Source organism: Isoptericola sp. NPDC019571 (assembly GCF_044389385.1).
Classification (GTDB): domain Bacteria; phylum Actinomycetota; class Actinomycetes; order Actinomycetales; family Cellulomonadaceae; genus Isoptericola; species Isoptericola nanjingensis.
This window is the reverse complement of record NZ_JBIRXZ010000005.1, coordinates 26,323-43,442: the sequence shown is the minus strand read 5'-3', so window position 1 is coordinate 43,442 and position 17,120 is coordinate 26,323. Positions and strand designations below refer to the sequence as shown.

Below are 17,120 nucleotides of genomic sequence, written 5' to 3'. Positions count from 1 at the left end.
GTCGGCTGCTTCACTGCCGCCATGCCGGACCTCGACCCGACCGACCTCCATCTGCCCGACGGTTATGCCTTCACCACCGCCCCCGAGCGGATCGACGCCGACCGGGTGCACGAGCTGCTCGCCGCGCACGCGTACTGGGCCGTCGGCCGCTCCCGCGAGCGGCACCGCGCCGCCATGGCGGGGTCGCGGAACTACGGCGTCCTCGCCGCGACGGGCGACCTCGCCGCCTAGCCCGCCTGGTCACGGACGGCGCGACGTTCGGCTGGCTCGCGGACGTGATCGTCGACCCCGCGCACCGCGGGCACGGGCTGGGCCGCGCCGTCGTCGCGGGGGCGCTGGCCGACATCGAGTCCCTCGGGCTGAAGCGGGTCCTGCTCCGCGCGTCCGACCAGGGCCGGCGCATCTACGAGCGCGCCGGCTTCACGCCCGTCCCCGAGCCCGACAGCTGGCTGCAGCTGCGCGCGAGCACGCCGGCGACCAGCAGCGCCTGACCCGCGACGTAGGTGAGCATCACCCAGAAGCCGGAGGCGGGCGGGTCGAACCAGCCGGTGAACGCGCCCAGCGCGATCATGGCGTCCGACGCCAGGAACACGGCACCGCCCGCTCCGGCCAGCGGGTGCACGCCCGTGGCGAGCACCGCCATCGCCACCAGGCAGACCCCGTACACGACCACGGCGCCCAGCAGCGGGCCGGGCGCGCCGGGGGCGCACGCCACGACGAGTGCGACGGCCGCGAGCGCGTAGGGGGCGAGGAGCGCCGGTCGGCGCGCGACGCTCGCTCGCCGGGACGGCCAGAACGCGACGACGTAGGCCACCTGGGCGAGCAGGAAGAAGCCCACCATGACGAGGAACGCGGCGTCGCCCTCGAACGCCGCGGGCGCCGTGTCCCCCAGCCACGACAGGCCGAGGGCGACGACGACGAGGCGGACCAGCCGCGAGCGAGGGGCGGGCGCGGCGCACCAGAGCGTCGCGGCGAGCAGCGGCATCAGGCAGACCTGCGTGACCCGCGCCCAGGTGCTGGCCTCGGCCACCTGGGCCACGAGGTGCAGCACGGTGAGCATCGCGAGCGCCACGGCTGCCGCGCGGGAGGTGACGGTGGGCAGGAGCCGCGGGGGCGGCGCCGGGAGCAGCCCGTGATGAACGACGTCGGTCACGCCCGGCAGCCTAGGCCCCCCGGGGCCTCCCGCCGAAACCCGGCCTCCCGGCTCCGCCGCGGCACGGCGCGCGGGCGCTGCGCGGTCAGAGCTCGATCGTCAGCAGCCGCGACCCGTGGCGTTTCGTGTACCCGAGGCTCGCGTACAGCCCGTGCGCCCCGCTCGGGTTCTGCGTGTCGACGTCGAGCGCCGCGACCGCCATGCCGTCGGCCGCGAACGCCCGCATCCCCGCCGCGAGCAGCGCGACCGCGACCTTGCGCCCGCGGTACGCACGGCGCACGCCGAGGATGTCCGTGTAGCCGAACGGGTGGCCGCGCACCGCGAAGTCCTCGGTGTACCGCGACCCCACGTGGTAGCCGACCACGAGCGGAGCGCCGACCTGCAGCGCGGCCGCGGTCTCGGCGTCGGTGGCGGGGTCGGCGAGCAGGGCCTCGACGTCCGGTGCAGGGTCCACGACGACGAACGACCACTCGGGCGCGTACGTCGCCCGGCCGCTGCGCCACTGCTCCGGCGTCTGCGGCTCGCTGCCCCAGTGGTCGCGGAACGCGTCGTTGTGGGCCAGGCGGGCCGGCTCGTCGTGCTCGTCGTCGAGCGGCACCAGCCGGAGGCCGTCGCCGAGCTCGACGACGGGCAGCGGGTGGGTGCGGAGGTCGCGCAGGTCCCGCTCGAGGTCGGAGTAGTAGCGCCGCGGCGTGAAGCCCGCCCGTTCGTACAGGCGCACCTTCGCGGCGGGCGCGTTGTCCTCGAGGAACCCCGCGAGCCGTCCCGGCACGTCCTTGCCGGAGGCCGCGAGCACCTGGCGCGCCCGCGCCTCCTGCCAGGCGAACACCTCCCGGCCGATGCCCTCACCGCGGCGGTCCGGGTGCACCCCGCCCCACAGGAACGCACGGACGCGCCGCGTGTCGCCGGGCATCGTCTCGACGTCGCCGTAGGCGCGCAGCGCGCCCGCGGCGTCCAGGCCGAGCACCGTGTCGGCCGCGAGGTCGCGCCAGGGCGTCCCCAGGAGCTCGACGATCTCCGCGAGGGACTCGCGGTAGGGCTCGTGGTCCGCGGCGGCGATCGTGTTCCGCAGGTCCAGGAGCGCGGGCGCGTCGTCGGTCGTCGCGGGCCGCCAGGTCAGGCCGCCCGCGGTCAGCGCCGGCAGCACGGCGGGGGCGGCGGCGCGCTCGGCGAGGGACCCGCGCAGGTCGGTGCTGGCCATGGGCCCACGGTAGGTCGGCCGCGGCGTCGCGCGCACGGCTTTTCGCGGCCGGCGCCGGTTGTCGCGGTGCGACGGCGTGTGGCACGGTGCAGCCACCGCGCAGCCTCCTGACCTGCGCGGACCACGCACCACGAACCGCCGGAGCCCGCGATGACCGAGACCGTCCCCGCCGTCTACGAACGCCTCGACGAGCGCTTCGCCGCCGTGCGCGGCGACGGCCGCCTCGAACGTCTGTGGACGGGTGGCCGCTGGACGGAGGGCCCGCTGTACGTGCCCGCCGGCCGGTACCTGCTGTTCAGCGACATCCCCAACGACCGCGTGCTGCGGTGGGACGAGGCGGACGGGTCGGTGAGCGTCCTCGAGTCACCGGGCCGCTACCCGAACGGCCGCACGATCGACCGCCAGGGGCGCGTCGTGACGTGCCGGCAGGGCGCGCGCCGGGTGGAGCGCACCGAGCACGACGGCTCGACGACGGTCCTCGCGGACCGCTGGCGCGGACGGCGGCTCAACAGCCCGAACGACGTGGTGGTGTCCGCCGACGGAGCGGTGTGGTTCACCGACCCGCCGTACGGCATCACGACCGACTACGAGGGCGAGCGCGCGGACCCGGAGATCGACGGCTGCCACGTCTACCGGGTCGACCCCGCCACGGGCGACGTGACCGCCGTCGCCACGGACTTCGAGCGGCCCAACGGCCTCGCGCTGTCGGTGGACGGGACGCACCTGTACGTCGCGGACACGCACCGCCGGCACCTGCGGGTCTTCGCCGTCGACGGCGGCCGGCTCGCGGGCGGGGAGGTGTTCGCCGAGCTCGACGGCGGCCCGGACGGCGTGCGCGTCGACACGGCGGGCCGCGTCTGGGTGGCCGCCGGCGAGGCCCTGCACGTGCTCGACCCCGACGGCACCCTCCTCGGGCGGCTCCACCTGCCCGAGGAGGTCTCGAACCTCGCGTTCGGCGGCCGCAAGCGCAACCGTCTCTTCGTCACGGCGTCCACGTCGGTGTACTCGATCCTGCTCACCGTGAACGGCGCGCCGCTGCTCTGAGCGGCCCGCCCGGGGTGCGTGCTCGGTGGCCCGCCCGCGGCTGTGGACGCACCGTCCGAGCCCCGCCCCGCGCCGTTACGCTGCACGGGTGACGACCACGCTCGACCCCGCCGCCGCCGACGCCCGTTCCACCGCCCTGCGCGAGGCCCTGCGCACGCGCGTCGTGGTGGCCGACGGCGCCATGGGCACGATGATCCAGGCCGCGGACCCCACCCTCGAGGACTACGAGGGGCACGAGGGCTGCAACGAGATCCTCAACGTGTCGCGCCCGGACATCATCCGCGCCGTGCACGACGAGTACCTCGAGGTGGGCGTCGACGCGATCGAGACGAACACCTTCGGCGCCAACTGGTCCAACCTGTCCGACTACGGGATCGACGACCGGATCCGCGAGCTCGCGCGGGCCGGGGCGGCGCTGGCGCGCGAGCGCGCCGACGCCTTCGCGACCGCCGACCACCCGCGCTGGGTGCTCGGGTCGATGGGCCCCGGCACCAAGCTCCCGAGCCTGGGGCACACCACGTACGCGCACCTGCGCGCGACGTTCGCCGAGCAGGCGGCCGGCCTGCTCGACGGCGGCGCGGACGCGCTCCTCGTCGAGACGAGCCAGGACCTGCTGCAGGCGAAGGCCGCGGTCACGGGCTGCCACGACGCGATCGCGGAGGTCGGCCGGTCGGCGCCGGTCATCGTCTCCGTGACGGTCGAGACCACCGGCACCATGCTCATGGGGTCGGAGATCGGCGCCGCGCTCACCGCCCTGCAGGCGATCGGCGTCGACGCGATCGGGCTGAACTGCGCCACCGGCCCGGACCAGATGAGCGAGCACCTGCGCCACCTCGCGCGGCACAGCGAGGTCCCGGTCACCTGCATGCCCAACGCGGGCCTGCCGGAGCTGGGGCCGCACGGCGCCGTGTACCCGCTCACGCCCGAGGAGCTGGCCGCGGCGCACACGCAGTTCGTGCAGGAGTTCGGCCTCGGCCTGGTGGGCGGCTGCTGCGGCACGACGCCGGAGCACCTGCGCCAGGTCGTCGAGGCCGTGCGCGGCCGCGCGCTGCCCGACCGGAACCCGCAGCGCGAGAACGGCGTCGCGTCCCTGTACTCGCACACGGACCTGCGGCAGGACACGTCGTACCTGGCCATCGGCGAGCGCACCAACGCCAACGGCTCCAAGGCGTTCCGCGAGGCGATGCTCGAGGGCCGATGGGACGACGTCGTCGACATCGCCCGCGCGCAGACGCGCGACGGCGCCCACCTGCTCGACGTCTGCGTCGACTACGTGGGGCGCGACGGCGTCGCGGACGTGCGCGAGGTCGTCTCGCGGCTGGCGTCGGCGTCCACGCTGCCGCTGGTCATCGACTCCACCGAGCCGGCCGTGCTGCAGGCGGGGCTCGAGCTGCTCGGCGGCCGCGGCGTCGTGAACTCGGTGAACTTCGAGGACGGCGACGGCCCCGGCTCGCGCTACGCCAAGATCATGCCGCTCGTGCAGGAGCACGGCGCGGCCGTCGTCGCGCTGACCATCGACGAGGAGGGGCAGGCGCGCACCAAGGACGGCAAGGTCGCCATCGCCACCCGCCTCGTCGAGCAGCTCACGGGCGACTGGGGCATGCGGGTGGACGACATCATCGTCGACGCCCTGACCTTCCCCATCGCGACAGGTCAGGAGGAGACGCGGCGCGACGCCATCGAGACGATCGAGGCGATCCGCGAGATCACCACCCGCTACCCCGGCGTGCACACCACGCTCGGCGTCTCGAACGTGTCGTTCGGCCTCAACCCGGCCGCCCGCACCGTGCTGAACTCGGTGTTCCTGCACGAGGCGACGCAGGCGGGCCTGGACTCCGCCATCGTGCACGCGGCGAAGATCCTGCCCCGCAACGCGATCCCCGACGAGCAGTGGGAGGCCGCGGCGGACCTGGTGTGGGACCGCCGCCGGTACGACGACGAGGGCAACCTCGTCCACGACCCGCTCGCGCACCTCCTCGAGCTGTTCTCCGGCGTCGACGCCACCGCCCTGCGCGACCAGCGTGCCGCCGAGCTCGCCGCGCTGCCCGTCGGCGAGCGCCTGGAGCGCCGCATCGTCGACGGCGCGCGCAAGGGTCTCGAGGGGGACGTCGACGAGGCGCTGGCCGCCGGCATGAAGGCCCTCGACATCGTCAACACCCACCTCCTGGGTGGCATGAAGGTCGTGGGCGAGCTGTTCGGCTCCGGCCAGATGCAGCTGCCCTTCGTGCTGCAGTCCGCCGAGGTCATGAAGACCGCGGTGGCGTTGCTCGAGCCGCACATGGAGAAGGTCGAGGGCGGCGAGGGCCGGTCCAAGGGCACCGTGGTGCTCGCCACCGTGCGCGGCGACGTGCACGACATCGGCAAGAACCTCGTCGACATCATCCTCACCAACAACGGCTACACGGTGGTGAACATCGGCATCAAGCAGCCGGTGAGCGCCATGATCGAGGCCGCCGAGGAGCACGACGCCGACGTCATCGGCATGTCCGGGCTGCTCGTGAAGTCGACGGTCGTGATGAAGGAGAACCTCCAGGAGCTGGTCTCCCGCGGCATGGAGAAGCGCTGGCCGGTGCTGCTCGGCGGCGCCGCCCTGACCCGGACGTACGTCGAGGACGACCTCGCCTCCGCGTTCCCCGGCACCGTGCGGTACGCGAAGGACGCCTTCGAGGGCCTGCGGCTGATGGAGCCGCTCGTCGCCATCGCGCGTGGCGCCGACCCGGAGTCGGTGGGTCTGCCCGCGCTGCGCAAGCGCCGGCACGGCGTCGTGACCGTGACGGAGACCGCGCCGGAGGACCTGCCCGCGCGCTCCGACGTCGCCGCCGACAACCCGGTGCCGGAGCCGCCGTTCTGGGGCACCCGCATCGTCAAGGGCATCCAGCTCGCCGACTACGCCGCGTTCCTCGACGAGCGCGCCACGTTCATGGGCCAGTGGGGGCTCAAGCCCGGCCGCGGGGACGACGGGGCGTCGTACGAGGAGCTCGTCGAGACCGAGGGCCGGCCACGGCTGGCCGCCTGGCTCGATCGGGTCCGCACCGACCAGATCATGGATCCCACCGTCGTGTACGGGTACTTCCCCGTGTGGTCCGAGGGAGACGACGTCGTGGTGGCGCACCACGACGGGCCGGACGGCGGTTCCGGCGGCGAGCCGGGTACCGAGCGCCTGAGGTTCCGGTTCCCGCGGCAGCGCCGCGACCGGCACCTGTGCCTGGCGGACTTCGTCCGCCCGCGCTCGTTCGCCGAGGAGTCCGGGCGGTTCGACGTGCTGCCCGTGCAGCTCGTGACCGTCGGCGACGCCGTCTCGGGGCACACCGCGAAGCTCTTCGAGGCGAACGCCTACCGCGAGTACATGGAGCTGCACGGCCTGTCCGTGCAGCTCACCGAGGCGCTGGCCGAGTTCTGGCACTCCCGCGTGCGCGACGAGCTCGGCTTCGCCGACGAGGAGCCCACCGACGTCGAGGGCCTGTTCAAGCTGCAGTACCGCGGCGCGCGGTTCTCCCTCGGCTACCCCGCGTGCCCGGAGATGGAGGACCGCCACAAGGTCGTCGAGCTGCTGCGCCCCGAGCGCGTGGGCGTGACCCTGTCCGACGAGCTGCAGCTGCACCCCGAGCAGTCCACCGACGCGTTCGTCTTCCACCACCCCGAGGCGAAGTACTTCAGCGTCTGACGTCGGCCTGTCGGGGCGCGCGAGGTTCGACGTCAGGCGCGCGACCGGGGAGGATACGGTCATGATCACGCCGCAGACCGGTCACGACGTCATGCCCGCGGGGACCCGTCCGGCGATCACGGTGGACTCCTACCGGCCCACCGACCGCGCTGGCCTCTACGACGTCTGCCTGCGCACGGGCGACTCGGGCGAGGACGCCACCGGCCTGTACGCCGACGGCGATCTCCTCGGCCACGTCTACCTGGGCGCGTACCTCGAGCTCGACCCCGAGCTCGCGCGTGTCCTGCGCCGAGAGGACGGTGCCGCCGTCGGCTACTGCGTGGCCACCGCGAGCACCACCGACTTCGAGCGCCGCTGCGAGGAGCGCTGGTGGCCGGCGCTGCGCGCCCGCTACGACGCCCCCGCCGAGGACGACGAGTCTCCGGACGCGCGGCTGCTGCGCACGATCTACTCGCCGTCCCGGACCGAGACCCCGTGGCTCGCCGAGTTCCCCGCGCACCTGCACGTGGACCTGCTGCCCGAGGCGCAGGGCGGAGGCCGCGGCCGCCGCGTGCTCGAGGCGACGCTCGACGCCGTCGCCGCCACCGGCGCACCAGGCATCCACCTCGGTGTCGGCGGGCGCAACGTGCGCGCCATCGGCTTCTACGAGCACCTGGGCTTCCGCACGCTGGAGCACCACCCCTGGGGCCTGACCATGGGGATGCGCCTGCCGCGCCGCTGACCCCGCCGGCCGCCGCGGTCGAGCCGACGACACGTCGTCCGCTGGGACCGCACCGCCCGGGTCGCGACCGTTGCCCGCGCGCGACATGATGCTGCTGTCTCGCTGACTCGACCACGGTGATGAGCACCGGGCCCCACGGTGGGTCGTCGCCAGACAAGGAGAAGGCGCCGTGCGCAGCACGACAGGTCGCAACGTCGCGACAGGCGTGACAGCAGCACTGCTGACAGCAACGTTCGTGGCCACCGGCGAGGCGGCCACCTCGAGCGACGACCCACCTCGGGACACCACGTTCCAGAAGGTCACGCTCAACGACCGGCCCGGCGAGCCGATGGACCTCGCGGTCCTGCCGAACAACGACGTCCTGCACGTCACCCGGGCGGGCGCCGTCTGGCTCAACGAGGCCCGCTCGGGCGTCAACCGCCAGATCGCCCAGCTGGACGTCTACCAGCACGACGAGGAAGGGCTGCAGAGCATCGCCCTCGACCCGGACTTCGAGGACAACCACTGGATCTACATGTACTACTCGCCGCCGCTGGACACCCCGGTCGACGACCCCGCGACCCCGGACGTCAACGAGGGCGACGCGCCCCTGACCGGGACGCCGCAGGACTTCGCGCCGTTCGAGGGACTCATCCGCCTGTCGCGGTTCCAGTACCGGGACGGCGGGATCGACCTCTGCTCGGAGCAGCAGGTCATCGACGTGCCGGTCGACCGCGGCATCTGCTGCCACGTCGGCGGCGACATCGTGTTCGACTCCGACGGCAACCTCATCCTCTCCACGGGAGACGACACCAACCCGTTCTTCTCGGACGGGTACACCCCGATCGACGACTCCCCCGGGACCAACCCCGCGTTCGACGCCCGCCGCACGTCGGCCAACACCGACGACCTGCGCGGCAAGCTGCTACGGATCACGCCGGAGCGCGGCGGCGGCTACACCGTCCCGAGGGGCAACCTGTTCCGGCCCGGCGCCCCGGACACCCGCCCGGAGATCTACGCGATGGGACTGCGCAACCCGTTCCGCATCGAGGTCGACCCCGAGACCGACGCGGTCTACGTCGGGGACTACTCTCCCGACGCCGGCGAGGCCGACCCGGCACGTGGGCCGGCGGGACACGGCAGGTGGACGATCGTCGACAGACCCGCCAACTACGGCTGGCCGTTCTGCGCGACGCCGGAGCTGCCGTACGTCGACCACGACTTCGCGACCGGTGATTCCGGGGAGCCGTTCGACTGCGCGAACCTGGTCAACGACTCCCCGTACAACACCGGTCGAACCGTGCTCCCACCCGTCGCGCAGCCCGACGTCTGGTACTCGTACGGCGTCTCACCCGAGTTCCCGGAGCTCACGGCGGGACCGGACGACGGCATCGGGCCGATGGCCGGCCCGGTGTACCAGTTCGACCGCAGGGACACCCTGCGGCCGCGGGCAGTCGCGTGGCCGGAGCACTACGACGGGATCCCGCTGTTCTACGAGTGGACGCGCGACTACGTCAAGGCCATGCACCTCGACCGGCGGGGCACCCTGGCGGACATCGAGCCGGTGCTGCCGTCGTTCGTGTTCGACAACCCGATGGACATGGAGTTCGGCCCGAACGGGGCGCTCTACGTCCTCGAGTACGGAGACGGGTACTTCGCCGAGAACCCGGACGCGCAGCTCGCCCGGTACGACCACATCGGCCGCCGCGGGAACCACAGTCCGGTCCCGGTCGTCGGAGCCGACGTCACGGCGGGCCTCCCGCCGTTGACGGTGCAGTTCACCAGCGCGGGGACGGCCGACCCCGACGGCGACCGGCTCCGCTACGCCTGGGACTTCGACGGCGACGGTGACGTCGACGCGCGCGGTCCCGACGCCACCCACACGTACGACGAGCCCGGCGTCTACCGCGCCACCCTGACCGTCAGGGACGTCGGGGGACGCGACCGCGGCCGGCACGCCTCCGCCGACGTGGACGTCGTGGTCGGCAACGAGTCGCCGCAGGTGAGCTTCGTGGCCCCGGTCGCGGGCCAGTCGTTCTCGTTCGGCGACACGGTGGACTTCGAGGTCGAGGTCACGGACGACCAGCCGGTCGACTGTGCCCGGGTCCAGGTGACGTACGTCGTCGGCCACGACGACCACGGCCACCCGCAGACGACCGCGTCCGGATGCACCGGGTCGATCGTCACCTCGGTGCCGTCCGGTCACGACCCGGAGAACGACACCCTTCGCGGGGTGTTCGTGGCCGGGTACACCGACCCTGGCGTCGACGGGCTGCCCGGCCTCACCGGCAGCGCCGAGGTGGTGCTCGTGCCCGCCGAGTGACCAGCACCGGGGGTGCCCGGCCCGTGCCGGGCGCCCCCACCCTCCGTGATGCCCTGCACGATCTGCCTCGACGACGAGGAGTCGACATGTGTTATGGATTTGACGGCCACGACGCGCTGCGGCGTTCGCTCGAGACCAGAGGTTCCCACCCGTCCGGCGTCAGCCGCCGCACCCTGCTTCGGGGGAGCCTCACCGGCGCCGCCGGGGTGGCGCTGGCCGGTACCGCCGCCACCGGTTCCGCCTCCGCCAGGCCCCGGGCGGGCCACGGCCCGCGCTGGGGGCGGCGCGTCCCACGGGGGAGGATCAGCATCCAGCTCTGGACCGTGCGGGACGGGCTCGGTGGCGGTCTCTACGACGAGACGCTCGGCGCCATCGCCGAGACGGGGTACCCCCGCGTCGAGCAGGCGCTCGGGTACTTCGGCCGGACGGCCCGCGACCTGCGCGAGTTCTACGACGACCTCGGCATCCGTGCCTCGTCGTCGCACGACGGCATCTCCGAGTCCCGCGCGGCGCTGCACGAGAAGTTCCAGAACGCGACGACGCTCGGTCAGCGCTATGTCGTGGTGCCGTTCCTCGCGTCCGACTCGCTGGCGGACTGGAAGACATGGGCCCGACAGATGAACAAGGAGGCGGCCCTCGCACGGCTGTACGGCCTGCGGTACGGCTACCACAACCACGCTCACGAGTTCACGACGGACCTGGGAGGCGGCGTCACCCCGTGGGACGTCCTCACCTCGCAGCTCGATCCACACCTCGTGCATCTCGAGGTCGACCTGTACTGGGTCGTGACCGGCGGGGTGAACCTCGGCCTGTCGAACCGGCAGGCCGAGGACTTCGCCATCCGCACCATCCGCAGGTCACCCCTCCGGGTGCGGCAGTACCACGTCAAGGACCGCCACGACGACGGGCCGGAGGAGACCAGCCACGCCGACCTCGGCACGGGCTTCATCGACTTCGCGCGCATCTTCCGCGCGCACGAGGTCGAGGAGTACATCGTCGAGAACGACACGCCTGACGTGACGTACCTCCAGACGGCGGACGTCGGCTACGACTACCTCCGCAGGATCCGCTACTGACCGGCGGTGGGGGGGCCCCGCCCGGGTGCCCGCCCGGGGGCCCCCCCCCCCCGCCCCCCCCCCCCCCCCCCCCCCCCCCCCCCCCCCCCGCCCCCCCCCCCCGGGGGGGGGGGGGGGGCCCGGGGGGGGGGCCCGGGGGGGGCCCCCCCACGCCGGGACGCCCGCCCGGCTACGCGGCCACGCCCCGCAGGATCGACGTCATCTTCTTGCCCTTGGCCACCTCGTCGACGAGCTTGTCCATCCAGCGGATCTGCTGCATCAGCGGGTCGTCGATGTCCTCCACGCGGACACCGCAGATCACCCCGGTGATGAGCGACGCGTTCGGGTTCATCGCGGGCGCCTCGGCGAAGAACGTCTCCAGGTCCACCTCGTCGGCGATGACCTTCTCGAGGCCGGCGTCGTCGTAGCCCGTGAGCCAGGTGAGGACCCGGTCGAGGTCGTCCGTGCTGCGGTCCTTGCGCTCCACCTTCCGCACGTACAGCGGGTAGATGCTGGCGAAGGTCATCCGGCGGATCCGGTCGGCAGGCATCGGTCGCCCCCTGTCGTGACGGTCGGGTGTGCTCCTGCCGAGGCTACCGCGCGGGGAGCGCGTCGACAGCAGCCGACGACGCTCGCTCGAGCCGCGCCACGAGCGCGACGAGACCGGCAGCGAGCGGCACGAGCACGAGGTTGCCCAGCAGCATCGGGCGCAGGAACGGCAGGCCGGCGACGTAGCTGGCCAGCAGGCCGTCCAGCCCCGCAGGGTAGAACGTCCCGCGGCCGAGCCACCACACGCCCGCGTTGGTCCAGAGGTAGAAGAACAGCGAGCTGCCGACGCCGAAGCCCAGCGCGGCGACGAGGCGACCCATGGCGCCCCGGGTGCGGCCGGCCCACCAGGCGCCGACGCCGATCGCGGCCCACGCGGTCCACGTGAACACCAGCACCGAGGAGTTGCCGAGCAGCACGTCGCTCAGCGCCACCACGACCAGCGGCGCGAGCATCGCGAGCCGGTGGCGCAGCAGCCCGGCGGCGGCGAAGGCCGCGGCGGTCGAGAGCTCGAGGTTCGGCGGTGCGCCGAGGTCCGTCTTCACGAGCCGCCAGACGACGGCGCCCGCGACGAGCAGCACCGCCAGCGCGGGCCGCCACCACCGGTGCACGAGCTCGCGGGCGGTGAGCGGAGCCTCCAGGCGAGTGGTCGCGGCGCTCACTGCTCGATCTCCTCGAGCTTCCAGGTGATCGTCTGGCCGTCCTTCGTCTCGAGCGAGCCCGCCCCGACCTGGGCCAGCTCGTCGTCGACGTACAGGCCCCAGAACTCCGTCTCCGGGTCGGCCTCGCGCCCGCGGATCGCGGTGACGTACGCGTTCTCGCCCTTGCCCTGCACCTGGGCGTCCGGATCCTTCTCCTGCAGCAGCTCGAGAGCGGTCTTGCCGTCCACGCCCTCGTAGGAGAACTCGCCCACGTTCCCGGCCACCTGCTCGGAGGCCTCCACCGACGCGGACGCGGTGGGCGAGGCGCCGTCCGACGAGCCGCCCTCCGAGCACCCGGCGACGAGCCCCGCGGTCAGGGCCAGAGCGGGCAGGAGCACGAGCAGTCGAGGCGCCGTCCGGCGCGGTGCGGTCTTCACGGCCAGAGGGTACCCATCACCGGAGCGCACCCGCCGCTCGGGCCGCCATGCGGACGACGGCCCGGACGGGTCAGGCGTCGATGCGGGACTGGTCGAGGGTGCTCGCCCCGGCGACGATGAACTCCTTGCGGGGCGCGACGTCGCTGCCCATGAGCAGCTCGAACACGCGCTCCGCCGCCTCCGCGCCCTCCACCGTGACCCGGCGCAGCGTGCGGTGGCGCGGGTCCATGGTGGTCTCGGCGAGCTGGTCGGCGTCCATCTCCCCCAGGCCCTTGTAGCGCTGGATGTCCTCCTTGTACCGGCGCCCGGCCCGGTCGAGCTTCTTGAGCGTCGCGGTGAGCTCCGCCTCCGAGTACGTGTACAGGTACTCGTTCTTGCGCCGGCCGCTGCCCAGCACCTCCACCCGGTGCAGCGGCGGGACGGCGGCGAACACGCGGCCCGCCTCGAGCATCGGCCGCATGTACCGGTAGAAGAGCGTGAGCAGCAGGGTGCGGATGTGCGCGCCGTCGACGTCGGCGTCCGTCATCAGGACGATCTTCCCGTAGCGGGCGGCGTCCAGGTCGAAGGACCGGCCGGAACCGGCGCCGAGCACCTGGATGATGGCCGCGCACTCCGCGTTGCGGAGCATGTCGCTGATCGACGCCTTCTGGACGTTGAGGATCTTGCCGCGGATCGGCAGCAGCGCCTGGAAGTCGCTCGAGCGGGCCAGCTTGGCCGTGCCGAGGGCGCTGTCGCCCTCGACGATGAAGAGCTCGCTGCGGTTCACGTCGTCACTGCGGCAGTCCGCGAGCTTCGCCGGCAGCGACGACGCCTCGAGGGCGTTCTTCCGCCGGGAGATCTCCTTCTGCTTGCGGGCCGTGACGCGCGCACGCATCTCGGCGACGACCTTCTCGAGGAGCAGGGCGGACTGCGCCTTCTCGTCGCGCTTGGACGACGTGAGGAGGGCGCCCAGCTCCTTCTCGACGACGCGGGAGACGATCGCCCGCACGGGAGCGGTGCCGAGCACCTCCTTGGTCTGGCCCTCGAACTGCGGCTCCGCGAGCCGGACCGTGACGACAGCGGTGAGGCCGGCGAGGACGTCGTCCTTCTCGATCCGTTCGGCCGCGTCCTTCGTGGAGACCTTCAGACGACGCGCGTTCGCCTCGATCTGCTTGCGGACGGTCTTGAGCAGGCCCTGCTCGAACCCGGACAGGTGGGAGCCGCCCTTGGGCGTCGCGATGATGTTGACGAAGGTGCGGACCTCGGTGTCGTACCCGCCACCCCACCGCAGGGCCACGTCCACCTCGCAGTCGCGCTGAACCTCCTGCGGCGACATGTGACCGCGGGAGTCCAGCACCGGCACCGTCTCGGTGAAGTGGCCGCTGCCCTTGAGCTGCCACGTCGACGTCACCGGGGCGTCGGGCGCGAGGAACTCGACGAAGTCGATCGCGCCGCCGTCGTGCTGGAAGACCTCCTCGTGCGGGCCGGACTCCCCCGGCGTGCCCGGCAGACCGCGCTCGTCGCGCAGCGTGAGCTTCAGCCCGGGGACCAGGAACGTCGTCTGGCGGGCGCGCGTGACCAGCTCGTCGTAGCTGAACACCGCCGTCTTCGGGAACACCTGGCGGTCCGCCCAGTAGCGCACCCGGGTACCGGTGACGCCCCGCTTGGTCTTCCCGACGATCGCCAGCTCGGACCCCGACACGAACGGCTCGAACGGCGACTCCGGGGACGGCCCGGAGACCGGGTCGGAGAAGACGCCCGGCTCGCCGCGGTGGAACGTCATCCGGTGGGTCTTGCCACCGAGGTCGACCTCGACGTCGAGGCGCGCCGAGAGCGCGTTGACCACGGAGGCGCCCACGCCGTGCAGTCCGCCCGACGCCGTGTACGAACCGCCGCCGAACTTGCCGCCGGCGTGCAGCTTCGTGAAGACGACCTCGACGCCGTTCAGGCCGGTCTTCGGCTCGACGTCGACCGGGATGCCGCGGCCGTCGTCCTCGACCGTGACCGACGAGTCGGCGTGCAGCACCACGCGGATGTTCGTCGCGTGCCCGCCGAGGGCCTCGTCGACGGAGTTGTCGATGATCTCCCACAGGCAGTGCATGAGGCCGCGCGAGTCCGTCGACCCGATGTACATGCCGGGGCGCTTGCGCACGGCCTCGAGGCCCTCGAGGACGGTGAGGTGGCGCGCGGTGTACCCGGACTCGGAGGTGGCAGTCACGGGAACGAGGGTAGACGACCGAACAGGTGTTCTTGTGCGCTCCACGCCGTCGGACTGTGCTCCACGCCGCTATGCCCGGAGCGAACCCGGCCCGGGTCCGGGATGCTCCGGTCCACCTGTCTGGTTGGATGGTCATGTGAGCACCACGACGACCGAACCGACCCAGCCGCTGACCGCCGCCGACCGCTGCGACCGCTGCGGCGCCCAGGCGTACGTGCGAGTGGTCCTGCCTGTCGGAGAGCTCCTCTTCTGCGGGCACCACGCACGCGCGCACGCGGACGCCTACCAGGGTGTCGCCGTCCACGTCCAGGACGAGACGGACCGGCTCCACGAGGAGCACGGGGCGCGCTGACCCGGCGCAAGCACACCGACCCCACGAGAGCCCCGCACCGTCCGGTGCGGGGCTCTCGTGCGTGGGGGGGCGGGACGACGGCCGAGGCCGGCGAGGATCAGCTGCTGCGGCCCGAGAGCGAGCCGACCCACGACGCCCGGACGCCGAGGGTGGTGCGCCACCCGTCCGCCGTCTTGGTCCGCGACACCTTCGTCCCCATGGCCGAGGTGGCCGTCAGCGTCTTGATCTGGCCGCTCGACCACCGCGACGTCACCGCGATCGAGCGCACCGACGCGAGGCCGAAGACCGACCTGGCCGTCGCCTGCGTGATCGAGTCGCTCCACGTCAGGTACGGGTTGCCGGGCGCCTTGGCCGAGTACGTGTCGGCGACGTGCGCGAGATAGGGCAGGGCCGCCGTCCCGAACACCTCCGTGTTGGTCGCCGTGCCGCGGCGCCCTCCCGCGCTGCCGGTCGACGCGAAGTACGGCGTCTCCGCGAACCCGCCCTCGGCGTCGCGCAGCACGGTCACCGTGCCGTCCTGCACCGTGGCGTCCACCGCCGCGACCCAGGCGCTCCCCCAGCTTCCGCCCTGCTTCTTCCAGCCGGTGTAGTGCTGCGAGCGGGTGTCGTCGTAGACGTGGCAGCCGCACGTGGACTTCAGGCCCTTGACCTTCTCGACGATCGCGTAGTTGCGCGCCGCGACCGCCTGCGCCTCCAGCGCCGCAGCACCGCGGTTGCTGCTCGCGCCCCAGCCCGAGGGCATCTCGTCCAGCCCGTAGAGGTACTCGGTGTTGATGACCACCTGGTTGACGACGTTCGGCCGGTCCGACCGCTTCGTCACCACCAGGCGTCCGTTGCGGTAGGTCCCCTGGGCGCCCGCCACGGTCGCGACCGCCTTCGTCCCGGTGGGCTGGTAGTTCCGCGTGCCGGACCACTCGTACGTCAGGCTGGAGCGCGCGGACACGCTCTTCGTCGTCGCACCGCCCTTCGTCACCTTGGCAGTCACCCCCGAGGGCGCGACGCCGACGGTGACCCTCTCCGCGGCTCCGCCGCTCGCCACGACGGCCCCCGCCGGGTCCATGAGCCGCCAGGCTCCGGAGCCGACCGCCAGCACCGTCGTGGTCCGGCTGTCCGACGGCGGTCCGAGCACCTGCACGTCCAGGGTGGTCCGGGGGTCGTTCGCCGTCGAGACGGTGGTGCCCGGGTAGTAGTAACCGAGGATCTGGGCCGCGGTACGACCTGAGCGCGACTGCTCGTAAGCGCCCCACTGGGCCATCCCGACGCCGTGCCCCGAGCCCGAGCCGGAGATCGCGAACCGCACCGGCACCACGAGCACCGTGACACCGCCGCTCGTGGCGTGGCTGGTCCTGAAGCGGTACGTCGTCGAGGCGGTGGGCTTCACCGTCGTCGACACGCGGCCCGTCGACCCGGTCCGCACGGTGCGGACCTTCACCCACGACGTCCCCGCCTTGCGCTGCAGCGTGACCGTCGCGCCCCGCACCGGCTGGCCGGACTTGAGGTAGCGGACCGTGAGGGACTTTCCGGTCGCCGCCGTCGTCGTCCCTCCGCCGGAGCCCGTCAGCGACCAGGTCGCCGCCTGCGCCGCAGGCGCCACGAGCACCGACGCGAGCGACAGCGCCAGGGCGACGACGAGCGCGAGCAGGGCGACGACCCGGGGCCGCCCGGGGAGGGTCGTGGTCTGGAGCACGCGGACACCTTGCCACATCGGCCCAGGTCAGGGGAACGCCCCCGCACTTCACCCGGGGGCCCGGGGCACCGACCGTCATCGCCGGCGCGCGGGCGTCTCTCTCCTCTCGGCACCGTCCAC

At 73.1% G+C, this 17,120-nt stretch carries 15 protein-coding genes; 8 read left to right on the top strand and 7 right to left on the bottom strand.

Annotated features, from left to right (window positions below; all coding sequences use genetic code 11):
• The first annotated feature begins 21 nt into the window (after positions 1-21).
• Together ACH443_RS10380 and ACH443_RS10375 are read left to right on the top strand one after the other, a co-directional pair.
• Positions 22-231 carry a hypothetical protein gene (locus tag ACH443_RS10380; RefSeq protein ID WP_430590252.1) on the top strand — a complete coding sequence of 70 codons (210 nt, stop codon included), beginning with the start codon at positions 22-24 and terminating at the stop codon, positions 229-231.
• 44 nt (positions 232-275) lie between these two features.
• Positions 276-491, top strand: a complete 216-nt coding sequence (locus tag ACH443_RS10375) for a GNAT family N-acetyltransferase (protein WP_430590251.1) — start codon at positions 276-278, stop codon at positions 489-491.
• Here ACH443_RS10375 and ACH443_RS10370 read toward each other — a convergent pair.
• Positions 404-1,153, bottom strand: coding sequence for a lysoplasmalogenase (locus ACH443_RS10370; protein WP_429763747.1), 750 nt, complete (start codon positions 1,151-1,153; stop codon positions 404-406). The two genes, ACH443_RS10375 and ACH443_RS10370, sit on opposite strands and share 88 nt — an antisense overlap.
• A gap of 85 nt (positions 1,154-1,238) precedes the next feature.
• Positions 1,239-2,354, bottom strand: a complete 1,116-nt coding sequence (locus ACH443_RS10365) for a GNAT family N-acetyltransferase (protein WP_430590250.1) — start codon at positions 2,352-2,354, stop codon at positions 1,239-1,241.
• Between the two features lie 150 nt (positions 2,355-2,504).
• Here ACH443_RS10365 and ACH443_RS10360 point away from each other — a divergent pair, with 150 nt between their 5' ends.
• The 5 genes from ACH443_RS10360 to ACH443_RS10340 all read left to right on the top strand — a co-directional run bounded on the left by ACH443_RS10360 (position 2,505) and on the right by ACH443_RS10340 (position 11,161).
• Entirely contained in the window at positions 2,505-3,398 is an 894-nt protein-coding gene (locus tag ACH443_RS10360; protein WP_430590249.1) for an SMP-30/gluconolactonase/LRE family protein, read from the top strand.
• A gap of 88 nt (positions 3,399-3,486) precedes the next feature.
• Positions 3,487-7,062, top strand: a complete 3,576-nt coding sequence (metH, locus tag ACH443_RS10355; RefSeq protein WP_430590248.1) for a methionine synthase — start codon at positions 3,487-3,489, stop codon at positions 7,060-7,062.
• A gap of 61 nt (positions 7,063-7,123) precedes the next feature.
• Positions 7,124-7,783: a GNAT family N-acetyltransferase gene (locus ACH443_RS10350; RefSeq protein ID WP_430590247.1), complete on the top strand. Its 660-nt coding sequence runs from the start codon at positions 7,124-7,126 to the stop codon at positions 7,781-7,783.
• A 169-nt stretch (positions 7,784-7,952) separates the two neighbouring features.
• The gene (locus ACH443_RS10345; RefSeq protein WP_430590246.1) at positions 7,953-10,085 is read left to right on the top strand and encodes a PQQ-dependent sugar dehydrogenase; all 2,133 of its coding nucleotides are present in this window, start codon (positions 7,953-7,955) and stop codon (positions 10,083-10,085) included.
• A gap of 86 nt (positions 10,086-10,171) precedes the next feature.
• The gene (locus ACH443_RS10340) at positions 10,172-11,161 is read left to right on the top strand and encodes a sugar phosphate isomerase/epimerase family protein (RefSeq protein WP_430590245.1); all 990 of its coding nucleotides are present in this window, start codon (positions 10,172-10,174) and stop codon (positions 11,159-11,161) included.
• A gap of 169 nt (positions 11,162-11,330) precedes the next feature.
• Here ACH443_RS10340 and ACH443_RS10335 read toward each other — a convergent pair whose 3' ends face one another.
• The 4 genes from ACH443_RS10335 to ACH443_RS10320 form a co-directional block, all read right to left on the bottom strand.
• Positions 11,331-11,666: a DUF2200 domain-containing protein gene (locus ACH443_RS10335; RefSeq protein WP_430590244.1), complete on the bottom strand. Its 336-nt coding sequence runs from the start codon at positions 11,664-11,666 to the stop codon at positions 11,331-11,333.
• Positions 11,667-11,733: 67 nt separating this feature from the next.
• The gene (locus tag ACH443_RS10330) at positions 11,734-12,348 is read right to left on the bottom strand and encodes a DUF6580 family putative transport protein (protein ID WP_429763756.1); all 615 of its coding nucleotides are present in this window, start codon (positions 12,346-12,348) and stop codon (positions 11,734-11,736) included.
• Complete coding sequence (locus tag ACH443_RS10325; RefSeq protein ID WP_430590243.1) at positions 12,345-12,764, bottom strand: DUF4430 domain-containing protein; 420 nt, start codon at positions 12,762-12,764, stop codon at positions 12,345-12,347. Before ACH443_RS10325 ends, ACH443_RS10330 begins: the two co-directional genes overlap by 4 nt.
• A gap of 70 nt (positions 12,765-12,834) precedes the next feature.
• Positions 12,835-14,961: a type IIA DNA topoisomerase subunit B gene (locus ACH443_RS10320; RefSeq protein ID WP_430590242.1), complete on the bottom strand. Its 2,127-nt coding sequence runs from the start codon at positions 14,959-14,961 to the stop codon at positions 12,835-12,837.
• 136 nt (positions 14,962-15,097) lie between these two features.
• On the opposite strand from ACH443_RS10320, the gene ACH443_RS10315 reads away from it, so the two are divergent.
• Positions 15,098-15,313 (top strand): DUF7455 domain-containing protein, encoded by a 216-nt coding sequence (locus tag ACH443_RS10315; RefSeq protein WP_429729875.1) that lies wholly within the window; start codon positions 15,098-15,100, stop codon positions 15,311-15,313.
• 97 nt (positions 15,314-15,410) lie between these two features.
• On the opposite strand, the gene ACH443_RS10310 is transcribed toward ACH443_RS10315, so the two are convergent.
• A complete protein-coding gene (locus ACH443_RS10310; RefSeq protein ID WP_430590241.1) occupies positions 15,411-17,000 on the bottom strand; it encodes a SpoIID/LytB domain-containing protein in 1,590 nt (529 codons plus the stop codon).
• Positions 17,001-17,120 lie beyond the last annotated feature (120 nt).

Bases quoted from the DNA above. Each gene is read 5' to 3' on its own strand.
- ACH443_RS10380 (WP_430590252.1), top strand. From the start codon at position 22: ATGCCGGACCTCGACCCGACCGACCTCCATCTGCCCGACGGTTATGCC.
- ACH443_RS10365 (WP_430590250.1), bottom strand. From the start codon at position 2,354: ATGGCCAGCACCGACCTGCGCGGGTCCCTCGCCGAGCGCGCCGCCGCC.
- ACH443_RS10360 (WP_430590249.1), top strand. From the start codon at position 2,505: ATGACCGAGACCGTCCCCGCCGTCTACGAACGCCTCGACGAGCGCTTC.
- ACH443_RS10350 (WP_430590247.1), top strand. From the start codon at position 7,124: ATGATCACGCCGCAGACCGGTCACGACGTCATGCCCGCGGGGACCCGT.
- ACH443_RS10340 (WP_430590245.1), top strand. From the start codon at position 10,172: ATGTGTTATGGATTTGACGGCCACGACGCGCTGCGGCGTTCGCTCGAG.
- ACH443_RS10335 (WP_430590244.1), bottom strand. From the start codon at position 11,666: ATGACCTTCGCCAGCATCTACCCGCTGTACGTGCGGAAGGTGGAGCGC.